The following is a 15199-nucleotide window of genomic DNA, read 5'->3' as shown; positions in this document are numbered from 1 at the left end:
CGCAATTTCTATATCATATTATTTCCAACTTTTAAATATTTTTAATCTAACATCGGTTTTAAGACCAAATAAGAAACCACTGAAGACACAGAGTAAATAATATCTATTTCATTACTGTTGTCATTACTATCTTGCGGCTTTTTTATATTTTTAGGATCGGTTAATGATGTACTAAACATCACATCATTTAAATAATGATAATGCAATGAATCTAGAGTACTTATTTGATTATCTTGATAAGCAATCATTGTTGAATCTCCTTCAATTTCTATTTTAGGATCATCAGATGCCTGAGCAAAATGAGCCATAAAACTTGAAATGAATAGGAATAAATATTTTTTCATTTTTGAAAAACGTTACACTAATTTTTATATGTTTTAGATTAGTTACAATATCTACACGCATTATATGCATGGTGGAATTTCTTGTATTGAAACTGTTCCTCTTGAGAATACTCGTCTTTTTTTTGCTCTATTAATGTATCAATATCAACTTCTTTTTTCTCTAAAAGATTGAAGCCTCCGAGTATCATTCCTGCTATTGTTCCAGTAATTGGAGCTTGTAAAATTACTCCTAATATTGCACCACCAATTCCACCTAAAAGGATATTTTCTACAATAGAAGACTCTTCTACTTCTTGGGTCTGAATAGAAATAAATTCTTCATAATATACAGGTTCGTAACCCGTTGTTTCTATTGCCCACGCATAACATTTATCATTAGTATCAACCATATTCTTTATTCCTTTATAATTATTATTCTAATCAATTTATTAATTGCTTATACATAATTAAACCTTAATTAAGGCTGTAGGATTATCATAAATTAGTTAGAAAATTATATAATATGATTTTTCTAATTTAATGAGAATAATGAAGGAATATGAAAAACATTTTTTGATATAAAAATGTATATTTTTATCTAAAACACACTAAGAATAAAACGTTTATATAGTTGTAAGTTGTGATAAATAGAACGATTACAATTTGCAATTTCAAATAGTTAAAAGTGTAATCCGGAAACTAACTTATTTGTTTTGTTAAAGTGTATGATGATGATAAAGATGTCCTAATAATTTGGGACATCTTTTTTTTATATTGATTTTTTTTTAAGAAAACTACAACAACAGACTACTAGTAAAGCATTTGTTCTTTCTTAAAATCTTTTGGTGTAATGCTATATTTCTTTTTAAAAGCTAATGTAAAGTGGCTTGAGCTAGAAAAGCCTAAATCGATAGCAATCATAGACATTGTTTTTTTGCCCTCCCTTAATAACATTCTTGATTTATCTAATCTAACATCTTGATGATATTGATGAATTGTTGCTCCAAAAATTTTCTTGAATAAAAAACGTAACCTACTTTCAGATAAACCACATTCTACAGTAAGATAATCTATACTTACAGGCTTATTTAAGATAGTTTGTAAAATGGACCTTGCTTTAAAAATAGGTTCAATATTAAAGGGATATTTATTATTTTCTAGTAATTCTTTTCTTTTAGAGATATTCTTAAAATAGGTAAGTATCATATTTTGGGCATATACTCCCATGTGTTCATTCTCAAAAATTTCATCTCTACGTAATTCAAAAATTTGTGTAAATAACTCTCTCATACGAGGATCAAATTCCTCAAAAATCAAAAAAATCTCTTTTGGGTTAAAAACTTTTTGAAGGTTCTCAGATTGACTGATAAAATATTTAAAATAATCTATTCTCAATCGAATTGATATTACTTTCAATTCTTTATTTTTGGGGTACTTCCAATTTGCTATCCCTAAAGTGTTAGAACAAAAGGCTCCTTTAGAATTATATGAATATTTCCTCTCATTAAAATCTTCATCATCTCCATCAATTATAACGCTATCATCAGCTGGGTCTCCAAAGAAAACAGGTATAAATTCATATTCTTCATCCTTTTTTTGGCGTTCTATTTCTAATACTTCGTGTAATTTAAATTGGAACCTAAAAACTTCCAATTGCTCTGTACATTTATATCCATCAATACTCCCAACACCTATAGCATTATCAAAATCTACTCTATTGTTTACTACTTTAGCTTTAAATATATCAGCCCAAGCTTGTAATGAAATATCAAAATCTGTTCTTTTCATAATTAAAAATAAAACAAGAGTTTGATAAAAGAGAATCTTCGATATAAAATGAAAAAGAATATTATATAAATTATAATATTCTTTTAAAAAACACCCAATTTAGAGTCTCAGACAATATCATTATTCTAATTACTGATTTTTTTTACACAAGGTAATTGATAATTTGACTTGAAAACTTCTTTCTTAGGCCAATACATACGTAATACTAAAGAAAATGTAGCATCTTCTGGAATCGGCAACCAATTAATTGACGTATAATTTGAGGGTTTTTGTGCTTGTAAATAGATATCTAGGGAACCATCTTTATTAAATTTTAAATTACAACGATCACCAATAGCATACCTATTCAATTCATTATGAACCAAGAAATCGTTGTTATTGTAACAAGTTAGTGACCAAAAACCATTTACAGATGGTATTTCTTCTTTTGCAAAATGTATTACATAATTATACTCACCGTTTAAATCTTCTAAATTCTTGTCTACTGTAGTCATTGGATAAACAGCGTCTTCTGGTAAATTTGCCCCTAAACCAATAGCAGAGATATAAGCTCTATGCTCATAATTAATACCATAATTTCCAATATTCTCCTTGTAAAAATTCCATGATTTTGTTTGTTCACCATATGAGTTTTCGTCCCATTTTGCTTGTACTTCTTCTGGAATATTACTATAAATTTCTTTTTCTTCATCAGAAAACATTCCCAAAGAAAAACCATCTCCAATCTCAAAATCAATTTCTTTTAACTCCTCAATAAATACAGAATCCGATTTTGCAGGAGGGTTAATTTTCATTAAATAAGACATCTTGGTAAAAAACTCTTCAATACTTAAATTCTTTACATAGTCTATTGGAGGCTCTTTAGCAGTATATATTTCAGAAGAAAAAGAATTACTTCTATAGGTTACTTTACGATGACATTTTAAAGGTTTAATATAAATTTCATCTTGGATATCTGCTACTATAGTTTCGCCATCTTTTTGGTTATGAACTTCAATTCTCCCAAGTAACCAAACCATATTTGTGGGGCATTTTATTTGTTGCATACCCTTTGGTACTTTACCAGACCAGTTTGGTCCTGTGTATACAAATTTTTGTGCTTTTGTTCCCGTTGTTCTTGTTCCAACAGAAGAAAATACATTTGTATAAGCATCTAATGCTGGTATTAAATAATACCTTTTTGTTGCTGGAACTGTTACTACAACTGGGCCATTACTCAAATCTAACCACGCATTAGAATAATAAGTGTCTAGATTTGGTCTCACTACATCTCTAAATTTCCAATCTGGAAAAGTAGACACATGGTTAAATTCATTAGCCTTAGTTTGTGTTTTAGTAAGCATAGCTTTCTTAGAATATTCCATTAATACTAATGGGAACCCATAATTATAAGCCTTAGTAATAATTTCTTTTCTACGTGCTATTTCACTATCAGATACCGAAAATTCTTTAAAGGCGTTCAAACCAATACACGCCATTATTAATGTACTACTAATAAATAATTTACTCTTTAAATTCACTCTAACTGACATCTCTCTTTCTCTCTTATTTGATTTACATCCTTAGAATTAAACGATTTTTTAAAGGGAACATATTTGTATAATTTGGATGAAAAGTATAAAAATGTGTTTATCAAAAAAAAGGTTAGCAATTCAGCATATCTAAATGCTGGATTGCTAACCTTACTTATTATTTATTTTTATTAGAAAAGTGTAATTATAGGTATTTCAAAATTAAAGACTTCTATCTTTAATAAATAGATAACTGTTGATACAATTCCAACCATATTAAGCAATGACAATGTACTGTTTAAATAATATGTTTGATGTTCTAATAAATTCTTTTTCTTATTTAAATAGATTGAATACTTCTTAATCATTTCTTGAACAACAAGTGCAATACAGAGAAGCATCATTAAAACTAGTAGTTGATTATATTGAAATTCCATTGAATTTGGATCTATTTTGTGAGATATTCTGTTAATCCTTCTAACACATTATGAACAGCTACAGCAGATAATATTAAACCCATAACTCTACTGATAATTGCAGCTCCGCTATTCCCTATATACTTAAATATTTTGGTAGAGAAAACCATCAATAATCCTGCAATTGCCACTACTGATAACATTACTACTACAGTAACAAGTTGCTCCTGAAAACTATATTTATTTTTTTCTGTTAGTAGCATAACTGCTAAAATTGCACCCGGACTTGCCAAAGATGGAATAGCCAACGGAAATACTGCCTTATCTTCTTGGTTATCTATATGAGAAATCTCTTCTTCTGGTTTACTTTCACCAAAGATCATGGTGAGTGCAAAAAGAAATAATACAATTCCACCTGCAATCTGAAAATTTGATAAAGGGATATTGATTACATTTAAGATTATTTCGCCAGCAATTGTAAAAAACAGTAGTACACCTGCTGCTGTAAGGGCCGCTTTTTTAGCAATAACAAGCTTTTTAGCGGTACTACTTTTTGCTGTAATTGCAATAAATACTGGTATCGTACCTATTGGATCAATTACAGTAAAAAACATGATGAATTTAGTAAATATAAGATGTAACATTCTTAATTTTTTATTATTTTTTCTAATAACTTTGAAAGGAGAAGCAACTGATGGCACCAAGTATTGCCTTGGCTACACATTAGTTTTTATTGCTTCTTTACTCTTTCTATTATTTTGACTTAACACAAACATTATTACTACTAACAATATTATATATACTTTAATAATTTAGAAGAGAGACTATGTACTATTTTAATTAATATGAAGAGAGTGGGTTCTTTGAGTTCTTTTTTAGCAGATCGTAACAACAAGAATTAATACCTTTATTATTATGCTAAAATAAGAGCGGTACTTATTTCTTTGGAGACTGAATAACATTCTATAATACATAATAAACAAATAGTAATTTTAATTTATCTTGAAGGTGACTTGGGTAGAATGATCACCTACTTTTTTAGGTTGTTATATTAATTTTAGATTATTAAACTCTAGTAAACATTCCACCACTGTACTCAAAGAATAATATTTGTTCTTCATTTTCCTGATGTAAGTACACTTTGAAAATTTTTCTATCACTATTATCAGGACTGCTTATTTCTAAAACTTTCATGTCCCAGGCTAAATATTTAATATCAATCTGGTTAATGATTTCATAAGGTAAATAACTCTTATTAAAATCTGACACCACTAAATATAGAGTCCCTTCTTTATCATAATATCTTTCTTCATAGCCATTTTCTGTAATAACGTCCACTTTAAAATATTCTAAGATACTTAACGTTTCAATAGCTTCTTCATTATACAGATTGTACAATTCTTCTTCAACAGATTCATAGTCAATTGCAACTATTTTACCTATATATAAATTTGGGTCTTCATTATAAACATGGTCTACTAACTCACTAATAATGAAATCTGAATCATTCACCTCATTATACCTTACAGCTTCTGCATTCTGGCCAAAACTAAATGATGCTTTGATACTTAGCATTAAAACAATTAAAATACTACTTCCTTTTTTCATTCTATTATTATTTAATTTTCTTAAACTACTCTTTAATAAACGTGACCATAGTCATCAAAATTTATATATCTCAATAATAAAATGTCACAATATGGCTACATCGTAATATTTTATTATAAAAACCTATATATCAATCACTTAAACAAAAACACCTCCCTGCTATAAGCAAGAAGGTGTAATACACTTAACTATTTTTTACTATATTAAACATTAATCATTATCATCATTTTCATCATCAGAATCATGGTCATCATCATCCATGTCTAAATCATTATCTACTGTTTCTACAAGAACCATTGTTCCCATTTTTTCGATACCCGCAGTACCTTGTTGTAAATTATAAGAACCATTTCCTTTACTTACTAATCGTAAGCTATTTGCCATATTTAGCTTAATTACATATTTATCACCTTCATCAATATCGTCTTCATCAGAAACTAATTTAAATTGTAATGCTGTATGCGATAAATGTAAATCTGCTTTATTTCCACCAGACTCAATTACATAATTATTATCGTAATTTTTATCTAAATTTAGAATTGCAATATCTCCAACATCTCCTGATGGAATCTCTTCGTTCGTCCAGATAAGAGTATCGGTAGAAGTAAAACTTAAAAGATCTATTGCTCCATCATTCCCAGATTTCTCGAAAGTAACGGTATCCCCGTTAATACTCATATTAAAAGAAGTTATACCAACAACTACAGAATCAATTCCTTCTAAACCATTTCCAGCTCCAAAAGTAGAAGTAGTTGTATTTAAACCTGTTGCTTGTACAGAAAGATCTGTTGTTGTAGAAGGGTTATAATTGCTATCAGAATCATTTGTTTGACTACAAGATGTGGCCAAAACTGCCGTTGACATTACCGCTACTAGAAAATTTTTCATTTTTGAATTACTTTAATTAATTATGTTTATTTAGAATTTATATCTTACCATTAAAGCAAAGTCATTTCCTACATAATAAGAATTGCTTGCCAAGTACCATGTTGGTCTCCAGTCAAAACCAATAGCAATAGGAGCTTTAGCAAAAGAATATTGTATACCTAAGTTTGCACCTAAACCAAAAGGAGCATATTCTGTAAACTTAACTGCTGCACCCGCACCTACATATAAAGCTAAACCAGGAGCAGAAGAAACATTGAAAATCCAATCATAATACACATTAATTCTAAAATTATTATCAAATGTACCTGTTGCATGAATTCTGTTTTTTGCAAGGTTATAAGTAAAATCGATACCAATTTCATCCCAGAATCTAATACCTAATTCCATTTTTCCTTTTGGAGTTTTAGAGCCATCAATAGTATTTTGAGGCGTTTGGAATAAATATGATTTATCTGTTGAGACGAATGAATCTGTTGATGTTCTTGGGTCTCCTTCTGCATTTGAAAAATGGAATAAAAAGCACATTGAGACGATTAGTAATATTTGTTTTTTCATGATTCTGATTAATTTTTAAATGTTATAATAAAATTATTTTGTTTTCTATTTTTTATATTTATTTCCATCGAAATGAAAACTGTTGTACTTAGATTATTTTATTCTTTTTAATTTCTTAGTACACTTATATAAACTAGATTTTAGAGGTACAGATTATAAACTTTTGATCATAAAATGATAAAATACGCTTCTCAAGAATTATTACACAACTAATTGATTATCAATTTTATAAAACAAAAAAAAGACATCAAAACTTTACGTTAAGATGCCTTTGTATATATCACTTAATAAATTTTATTTTTATGCCATTTGGTACTGTTCATTCTTAAATTGCTTAGGTGTTATATTAAATTGCTTTTTAAATACCATAGAAAAGTGGCTTGAACTAGAAAACCCTAAATCCATTGCAATCATAGACATAGTTTTACCACCTTTTCTTAATAAGGAACGAGATTTATTTAACCTTAAATCTTGATGGTAATTATGGATTGTTGTTCCAAAAACGTGTTTAAATAAGAATCGTAATCTACTTTCACTTATACCACAATCTTCTGCAAGGTTATCAATACTAACTGGTCTATCTAATGTATTTTCTAAAATATTTTGTGCTTTAAAAACGGGCTCTACATTATAAGGGTATTTTCTAGTTTCTGTTATCTCCTCTCTATTTAAAATATTCTTAAGGAATAATAGCAAAAGGTTATTTGCATAATTTTCCATAAAATCTAAATCAAAAGTATCTGTCCCTGAAATACTATGTATTTTATTAAAGAAGTCTCTCATCTTTGGGTCAAACTCCTCGAACTCAAAGAATATTTGTTCTTTACTTAATACCTTTTCTAATTTGTCTGATTTATCTACTAAATTATAGAATAAATCCTTACTCACTTTTAGTGTAACAAATTTTAAATTTTTCTTTACTGGGAATTTCCATTGCAAAGACTTGTTTACATTTGTACAAAAAGCACCTATTGAACTGTTATTAAATTCTTTTACCTTTTCTTCTTTCTCATCCATAGTTAATGTTTGATCTACAGACTCACCAAAAAAGATTGGAATAAAGTTTACGTTCTCTTGTTTATTATTAATGTGAAGTTCTTGTTTCAACTCCATATCAAGACGGAACATTTCTATATCCTCAGATAATCTGAAACCTTCTAGTTTCCCTTTTCCTTTTTCATTATTAAATTGAATTGTGTCTCCAATTCTTTTTCCATTTAATAACTCTTCCCAATATGCTAGTGATGATTCGAACTTAAATTTATTCATAATAATAATAATTTGGATTGTTTAAATAAGAGAAATAAACAAATACAAGTAGTGATTTTTCTAATTTTGCACCTACTTGTATTAATAGGTATAGCTTTTAAAACGTGATCTCTTAAATCCAAAATTTATATATTCTAGTTAAAAAATAACATATTCCTACTAAAGGTAACAATATCACATATTCGATACCTTTTTAGGTCTCAAAATCAATTTTTATAAAAAAATGACCAAAATCTATCTAAAAACTACTCAAATACAAGCGTTTAGATGATAGAAGTTATTTAAAAACACAAAATTAAAATTATCATGAAAAAAAGTTTATTGTTTATATTCGGTGCATTGTTATTAATTTCTTTCGAATCTAACGCACAGTTTTATGTTGGTGCAAGTGGTGGTAATTCATTTATTAACCATAGTATAGGTAACATTAGTGGTCAAGATTTTAAAGTAAATGATAATACAGGTAGCTGGAAAGTATATGGTGGTCTTGGTAACAAGTTTTTAGGCGTTGAAGGTGGTTATAGAAGTGTGGGTAGTGCTCAATCTATGACTAACGGTAGCCTAATGGAAACAAATATTACTGGTTGGGATGTTGCTTTAAAAGGTACAATACATATCGGTCCTTTCTTTGGATTTGCTAAAGCGGGTGCTTTCTTTGGACAATATGATAACACAGGTGAAGTTGCTTCTTTAGTTGGTGTTGATAAAAGTACAGATTTTATGTGGGCAGTGGGTGTAGGTGTTGAAGTAGCACAAAGGTTACAATTCCGTTTAGAATGGGAATCTCTTAACCTAAGTGATAATAATAATATTTCTACACTTAGTTTAGGTACTGCTATAATTCTAGGTGGAGGAAAAGACAAAGGTAAAAATTAATCTTACTCAGAAGTAATTAAACAGAAATAGGAGTCATTTCTTAGTAAAACACTAAGGAATGGCTCCTATTTTTTTGTCCTTAAAATTTGTAGTACTACTTTTCTACTCTTTATTTCTGGATATACAAAAAAACCTCGCCGGCAACACCAACGAGGTTTTTCATGAACTTAACTCTCTCAATTTTTTTGATATGTATTCTATGTAATTGACAAAAATCAACCCCTATTTATAAGGCCTATTGTTTAATAATTTTCTTGTGAATTACCCCTTTAACAGTATGTATATCAATTAGATAAACTCCAACTGGTAACTCTTTTATATCAAATATTTTTTCAGGTCTAAATGTTTTTAGGATTTTACCATTTAAATCGAAAATGGATACTTTTATAATTTGAATAGTCGACTTTAACTGAAAGTATGATGAAAGCACGGGGTTTGGATAAATTAATATTTCTCCTTCACTAGAAAATAATGATGTAATTTCGTTTAAACTCCACTTAGCATACAACGTAATATCACCAATTGAACCTTTTGGGATTTCTGTAATCTTATTGATAAAGTCAGCTTCTGAATACCAACCTTCAAAAGTATAACCTTCTTTTGTTGCTTCTAATAAACTTAATGTACTTGTTAGAATAGTGTAACTTAAAACATTCTGATGTAAACCTCCCTTTAATTCATAATTTATTGAATATGAAACTGGAATTAATTTAGCATACAACGTAATATCACCAGTTGATCCCGATGAAATTTCTGTAATCTTATTGATAAAATCAGCTTCTGAATACCAACCTTCAAAAGTATAACCTTCTTTTGTTGCTTCTAATAAACTTAATGTACTTGTTAGTATAGTGTAGCTTAAAATATTATGATGTAAACCTCCTTCTAATTCATAATTTATTGAATATGAAACCGGAATTAATTTAGCATACAACGTAATATCACCAGTTGATCCCGATGAAATTTCTGTAATCTTATTGATAAAATCAGCTTCTGAATACCAACCTTCAAAAGTATAACCTTCCACAAGTGGAGGAACCGACAAATCAAAAGATGCACTTTCTATTGTATAATTACTTATACCCTCACTATATTCTACATTATGATATACAATTCTATAATTAATAGGTACTACCTTAAAAACTTGCTGTATATTGTCTTGAAGGTTATCAATATTTACTACTGAAGGGAATAACTCATAACCATTATCAATTTGAGATACATTAGCGGTTAATTCTAGATTTGAACCTTTTAAAGCAATAAAATTCACATTATCAATAGTGTTATAAGTAGTATCTATATCTCCTTTTATTATTAAATTGCCTGTAGTATTTTTAAATAAAATACTCACCAAAGCTCCATTGTAAGATTTGACATTAATATTATAACTATCTTCTAAGCTAAATATTTCGTCACCATTATTATACTCTATCCCGTTAGAAGATGTCCATCCATCAATTGTGAAAATAGAATCTTCATTCATTACATGAGGTAAAAAAAATGACCCTAATCCATTATAAGAAAATGCTCTTGCTCCTATCGAAGTAATTGAATTTGGGAGTTTTACGGATGTCAACCTATTTCCATAAAAAGTTCCTTCTGCTATGCTAGTTACTGAATTTGGAATTTCTATAGATAATAACAAATTATCCCAAAAAGCAAAAGCACCTATATTAATAATCGAACTTGGGAGTTCTATAGATTTCAATAAATTAAAAGAAAATGCTCTTGCTCCTATTGATTTAATTGAATTTGGGAGTTTTACGGATGTCAACCTATTTCCATAGAAAGCTCCTTCTGCTATGCTAGTTACTGAATTTGGAAGTACCACTGACGTTAATAAATTATCAGAAAATACATAATCTCCTATCATTGAAACTGAACTTGGAATATTTACCGATGATAACAAATTACTAGAAAAAATACCTTCGCCAAGAGTTGTTAGTAAATCTGGAAGTACTACTGATATTAATGAATTTCCCGCAAATGCATAATCTCCTATCATTATAACTGAACTTGGAATATTTACCGATGATAACAAATTACCAGAAAAAGAACCTTTACCTATAGTTGTTAATGAATTTGGGAGTACTACTGATGTTAATACATTATCAGAAAATGCATAATCTCCAATAGCAACAACGACTTCATTATCAATTAAAGTTGGTATCTCTATTATACCTCCTGGTCCATAATAGTCTTTAATTATTCCATCTTCAAATAATATTTCAGATGATGAAATTAATCGATTACCTGAGTTAAATACATATGTAACTTCAAAATCCGTAACTTCTTCTCCACTTACTCCTAAATTCCATACTCCATCAATAACTGGAACTGGAAGTGAAAATGATTGAATTTGATTATGGTAAAACGCATATTTTCCAATAATCATAACTGAATTTGGGAGTACTATTGATGTTAATAAATTATGAGAAAAAGCTTGTTGTCCTATTGATTTAAGTGAGCTTGGAAAAGCAATGGATTTTAATAAATTACTTGTGAAAGCATTATCTCCTATAATAGTAAGCGAACTTGGTAGTTCTATTGACTCTAATTGATTACTAGAAAAAGCTTGCTTCCCTATTGTGGTTAGTAACATCGGGAACTCTACAGATGTTAATGAATTATTCGAAAATGAATAATCTCCTATTGTAGTAAGTGAACTTGGTAGTTCTATTGACTCTAATTGATTTAAAAAAAATGCTGCTGCTCCTAATGATTTAAGTGAACTAGGAAGTACAACTGATGTTAGTTTATTAGCACTAAAAGCACCATCTCCAATGGTTGTAACAGAATTGGGAAGTTCTATTGATGATAGTTTATTCTGTGAAAAAGCAGATGCCTCTATTGTAATTATTGAATTTGGCAGTTCTAAAGATGTTAATTTATTATAAGAAAAAGTACCTTCTTCTATGATGGTTACAAGGCTTGAGATATCTAGTGACGTTAATTTATTATTGGAAAATGCAAATGCACCAATTGAATTAATAGAATTTGGAATATCTACTGATGATAATTTATTACTTACAAATGCATTTTCGCCTATAGTAGTAATTGAACTTGGGAAACTTATGGCTGTTAATAAATTATGAGAAAATGAATTTTCGCCTATAGTAGTAATTGAATTTGGGAACTCTACGGATGTTAATATTTTATGAGAAAATGCTCCTTTACCAATTTCAATTATAGTTTCTCCATTAATTATTTCCGGAATTTTAACCTTACCAGATGGACCAAAATAAGCTGTTATTACTCCATTTTTTAATTCTACCTCCGAAAAAGTAATGACATGGGGGGAGCTATAATTATACACATATTGAATTGTTAAATCTGTCACTTCTTCTCCTGAAGCACTTACATTCCATGCTCCTTCGACAACTGGAGAGGGCAGTGAAAATGAAATTAATTGATTATCGGAAAAAGCATATTCTCCAATAATAATAACCGAACTAGGAATATTTACTGATGTCAATAAGTTGAATCGAAATGCAAAAGCACCTATTGATTCAATAGAATTTGGGAAACTTACGGTTGTTAATGAATTATGAGAAAATGCATTTTTACCAATACTTGTAACTGTATTTGGCAAAATTACGGTTGTTAATAAATTATTAGAAAATGCATTTTCACCAATACTTGTAACTGTATTTGGCAAACTTACGGTTGTTAATGAATTATGAGAAAATGCACTTTCACCAATACTTGTAACCGTTTGTCCATCTAAAAAAGGGGGAATAATAATATTGTTATAACTACTTAGATAATTTATTATTTGTCCATCAACAATTTTCACATCTAACTCTGTAAGTAGATGACCTTGTGAATAAGAAGATAAAGAGTTTAATAAAAAAACGAAAATGTAAAAAAGATTTTTTTTCATATTTATATATAATTAGTTTTATCGTTAGATTTAAAGAGAGTTTTTATATTAGATTTACTTTCGCTAAAGTTCCATACACCTATTGAAGAGTATCATTTTACACTTTATAAAAAAAATAAATATCAGGATTACACTTTTATTTTTTCTAAAAAAAGTTTAGTTACGTTCAAAATTGATAAGTAAGAATTAATTAAACAAAAACAGTTAGTTAACAATTTTTAAAAATTGCAATAAATTTAATTTTCCATTTTTTACAGATATCATATTCTAATTTATAGCAATAATCTCAATTGAATATAATCTATTAGAATACAAAAAAACCTCGTCGGCAACACCAACGAGGTTTTTCATGAACTTAACTCTCTCAATTTTTTTATCACTTATCTACTAAGCGCATTCATCTAACTTCTGATTATATAAACTGCTTTAGTTGATTTTTTGTTTCAATTCAAACAAAATATTATTTTAATAGATGTAAATATGATTATTAAATGAGTTAAATCGATCTATTTCTGTATAAAAATAAACTGTCCTCCTTCATCTCCAACACCAAATAACACACCATATTGTGGAGCATTTAAACTGTTATTAGCTACGGCTTCATTAAAGCTATGAAATAATGAAGAGGAAGATAAATATTGTTTAGTGTTCTCTTCTAATGTTTTCATTAAATACTTTGCAAAAACACTCTCATCGGGTACTGTTTTTAAAGTACCACTCGTCATGCCTTTTCTAGATTTCTTCTCATAATATGTAGTTATCGATTTTTCTGCGTTCGCAAATGCTGAACGAGAAGGTTTAAAAATACTTCCTCCAAAACAGGCATCAGAAATTAATAAAGTGTGTTTACTATCTATTCCTTTTAATTTTGTACTTAAACTAGAATTTGCAATCCAACCAGAGTCGTCTCCTTCCACAGCATCAGAGGGTAGCCAATATCCTTCATTTACTTTTTGGTCGTAATAACCATGTCCAGCATAAAATATGAGTAAATTGTCTGTAGATTTAACATTGGTTCTTAATGTATTAAATGCCTTAAATACCTCAGATCTTGTAGGGTTCTTTAAAAAGATAATATGATTATCAGTAAAGCCGTATTTACGTACAAGTATATCGTGGAAACGAGTTGCATCTCTTATCGGGAATCGAAGGTCTGCAACACTATTATCTGTATAATCTTGTACGCCAATTATTAATGCGTAATATTCTCCATTTGTATGAACAGCAGCAGTAGTTGTTTCAGTCCTAACTAATGCTCTTGTATTATTTGTAGGCTGTGTAGCAACCCTAGTAGGTGTTGGAGGAGCAGTTCTTATCTTATCAGTAACTACTTCTGTTATCTTAATATAATCTATGGCAATCGACGTCCCTTCTGCAAAAAAGCCAGTCACATCATCTTCTAATTCTAGTTCTTCGAAAGGAAACATATAAACAAATTGCTCATTAATAAACAAGTAATACCATTCTTCTATTTTACGAACGGTTAGTTTATTAAAATCATCTTTTAAGATGGCTGCGTTGTACGTCCAAGGTACTAGGTCGTTCTCTTGTCCATCAAATAATTCTTGAATATGGTATTCTCCATCTGCATTAAAAGCAATTCCATACGCATTATTTGTATCAGGAGACATTCCCCAAATTAATCCGTTGGCATGAGAACGTTGAAAATCGTTATGTTTTATTGCTACCTCAATTTCAAAATCATTGAGGTCAGTATAGCCAAAACCAGACATTACTTCTACAACAAGTTCGTCTTTATCATAAGAGGTTAGACGGTATTCCCCTTTTTTTATTTTACTTTCACGAACATCATCAGAAAGATAGGGAACGATTGTCCATTCATTGGTATTGTCTTCAAATTCATCTGAAAAGTAGATTGATTTTGCATATGTTGGAACAGCAGAATATACCTTATAGTCAGTTTGCCCAAATAAATGTATAGATGTAATTAAACATAATAGTATTAAGTAGAAGTATTTCATAGTAGCGTATGTTGAGTCTAAAAAGCTTATTTTTTAAATATAAAGGCTATTTCGCCTAAATGCTTACTTTTTGATTAAAAAAAATTAATAATTGATTACT

At 29.0% G+C, this 15199-nt stretch carries 13 protein-coding genes; 1 reads left to right on the top strand and 12 read right to left on the bottom strand.

Features of this window, described 5'->3' with window-relative positions; translation table 11 throughout:
- Positions 1–41 precede the first annotated feature (41 nt).
- The 10 genes from EI427_RS22515 to EI427_RS22470 form a co-directional block, all read right to left on the bottom strand.
- Positions 42–308, bottom strand: coding sequence for a hypothetical protein (locus tag EI427_RS22515; RefSeq protein ID WP_126619276.1), 267 nt, complete (start codon positions 306–308; stop codon positions 42–44).
- Positions 309–382: 74 nt separating this feature from the next.
- A complete protein-coding gene (locus tag EI427_RS22510; RefSeq protein ID WP_126619274.1) occupies positions 383–733 on the bottom strand; it encodes a hypothetical protein in 351 nt (116 codons plus the stop codon).
- 400 nt (positions 734–1133) lie between these two features.
- Positions 1134–2111 carry a helix-turn-helix domain-containing protein gene (locus tag EI427_RS22505; RefSeq protein ID WP_126619272.1) on the bottom strand — a complete coding sequence of 326 codons (978 nt, stop codon included), beginning with the start codon at positions 2109–2111 and terminating at the stop codon, positions 1134–1136.
- Between the two features lie 125 nt (positions 2112–2236).
- Entirely contained in the window at positions 2237–3589 is a 1353-nt protein-coding gene (locus tag EI427_RS22500; RefSeq protein ID WP_170178583.1) for a DUF1254 domain-containing protein, read from the bottom strand.
- A gap of 224 nt (positions 3590–3813) precedes the next feature.
- Positions 3814–4059 (bottom strand): hypothetical protein, encoded by a 246-nt coding sequence (locus tag EI427_RS22495; protein WP_126619268.1) that lies wholly within the window; start codon positions 4057–4059, stop codon positions 3814–3816.
- An 11-nt stretch (positions 4060–4070) separates the two neighbouring features.
- The gene (locus EI427_RS22490) at positions 4071–4682 is read right to left on the bottom strand and encodes a MarC family protein (protein WP_126619266.1); all 612 of its coding nucleotides are present in this window, start codon (positions 4680–4682) and stop codon (positions 4071–4073) included.
- A 421-nt stretch (positions 4683–5103) separates the two neighbouring features.
- Positions 5104–5646 carry a hypothetical protein gene (locus EI427_RS22485; RefSeq protein WP_126619264.1) on the bottom strand — a complete coding sequence of 181 codons (543 nt, stop codon included), beginning with the start codon at positions 5644–5646 and terminating at the stop codon, positions 5104–5106.
- 210 nt (positions 5647–5856) lie between these two features.
- A complete protein-coding gene (locus tag EI427_RS22480; RefSeq protein ID WP_126619262.1) occupies positions 5857–6534 on the bottom strand; it encodes a DUF4382 domain-containing protein in 678 nt (225 codons plus the stop codon).
- Between the two features lie 30 nt (positions 6535–6564).
- Positions 6565–7089 (bottom strand): hypothetical protein, encoded by a 525-nt coding sequence (locus EI427_RS22475; RefSeq protein ID WP_126619260.1) that lies wholly within the window; start codon positions 7087–7089, stop codon positions 6565–6567.
- Positions 7090–7389: 300 nt separating this feature from the next.
- The gene (locus EI427_RS22470) at positions 7390–8358 is read right to left on the bottom strand and encodes a helix-turn-helix domain-containing protein (RefSeq protein ID WP_126619258.1); all 969 of its coding nucleotides are present in this window, start codon (positions 8356–8358) and stop codon (positions 7390–7392) included.
- Between the two features lie 306 nt (positions 8359–8664).
- Here EI427_RS22470 and EI427_RS22465 point away from each other — a divergent pair, with 306 nt between their 5' ends.
- Positions 8665–9234 (top strand): outer membrane protein, encoded by a 570-nt coding sequence (locus tag EI427_RS22465; protein ID WP_126619256.1) that lies wholly within the window; start codon positions 8665–8667, stop codon positions 9232–9234.
- A 235-nt stretch (positions 9235–9469) separates the two neighbouring features.
- Here the strand turns inward: EI427_RS22465 and EI427_RS22460 are convergent, their stop codons facing one another.
- Positions 9470–13117: a leucine-rich repeat protein gene (locus EI427_RS22460; protein WP_126619254.1), complete on the bottom strand. Its 3648-nt coding sequence runs from the start codon at positions 13115–13117 to the stop codon at positions 9470–9472.
- A 506-nt stretch (positions 13118–13623) separates the two neighbouring features.
- The gene (locus EI427_RS22455) at positions 13624–15099 is read right to left on the bottom strand and encodes a caspase family protein (RefSeq protein ID WP_126619252.1); all 1476 of its coding nucleotides are present in this window, start codon (positions 15097–15099) and stop codon (positions 13624–13626) included.
- Between the last annotated feature and the right edge of the window lie 100 nt (positions 15100–15199).

It is taken from the genome of Flammeovirga pectinis (assembly GCF_003970675.1).
Lineage (GTDB): Bacteria > Bacteroidota > Bacteroidia > Cytophagales > Flammeovirgaceae > Flammeovirga > Flammeovirga pectinis.
Note: the sequence above shows the minus strand (reverse complement) of the source record. Positions and strands in the feature narration are given on the sequence as shown.

Bases quoted from the DNA above. Each gene is read 5' to 3' on its own strand.
- EI427_RS22455 (WP_126619252.1), bottom strand. From the start codon at position 15,099: ATGAAATACTTCTACTTAATACTATTATGTTTAATTACATCTATACAT.
- EI427_RS22470 (WP_126619258.1), bottom strand. From the start codon at position 8,358: ATGAATAAATTTAAGTTCGAATCATCACTAGCATATTGGGAAGAGTTA.
- EI427_RS22460 (WP_126619254.1), bottom strand. From the start codon at position 13,117: ATGAAAAAAAATCTTTTTTACATTTTCGTTTTTTTATTAAACTCTTTA.
- EI427_RS22465 (WP_126619256.1), top strand. From the start codon at position 8,665: ATGAAAAAAAGTTTATTGTTTATATTCGGTGCATTGTTATTAATTTCT.
- EI427_RS22490 (WP_126619266.1), bottom strand. From the start codon at position 4,682: ATGTTACATCTTATATTTACTAAATTCATCATGTTTTTTACTGTAATT.
- EI427_RS22505 (WP_126619272.1), bottom strand. From the start codon at position 2,111: ATGAAAAGAACAGATTTTGATATTTCATTACAAGCTTGGGCTGATATA.
- EI427_RS22495 (WP_126619268.1), bottom strand. From the start codon at position 4,059: ATGGAATTTCAATATAATCAACTACTAGTTTTAATGATGCTTCTCTGT.
- EI427_RS22515 (WP_126619276.1), bottom strand. From the start codon at position 308: ATGGCTCATTTTGCTCAGGCATCTGATGATCCTAAAATAGAAATTGAA.
- EI427_RS22480 (WP_126619262.1), bottom strand. From the start codon at position 6,534: ATGAAAAATTTTCTAGTAGCGGTAATGTCAACGGCAGTTTTGGCCACA.
- EI427_RS22510 (WP_126619274.1), bottom strand. From the start codon at position 733: ATGGTTGATACTAATGATAAATGTTATGCGTGGGCAATAGAAACAACG.
- EI427_RS22475 (WP_126619260.1), bottom strand. From the start codon at position 7,089: ATGAAAAAACAAATATTACTAATCGTCTCAATGTGCTTTTTATTCCAT.
- EI427_RS22500 (WP_170178583.1), bottom strand. From the start codon at position 3,589: ATGGCGTGTATTGGTTTGAACGCCTTTAAAGAATTTTCGGTATCTGAT.
- EI427_RS22485 (WP_126619264.1), bottom strand. From the start codon at position 5,646: ATGAAAAAAGGAAGTAGTATTTTAATTGTTTTAATGCTAAGTATCAAA.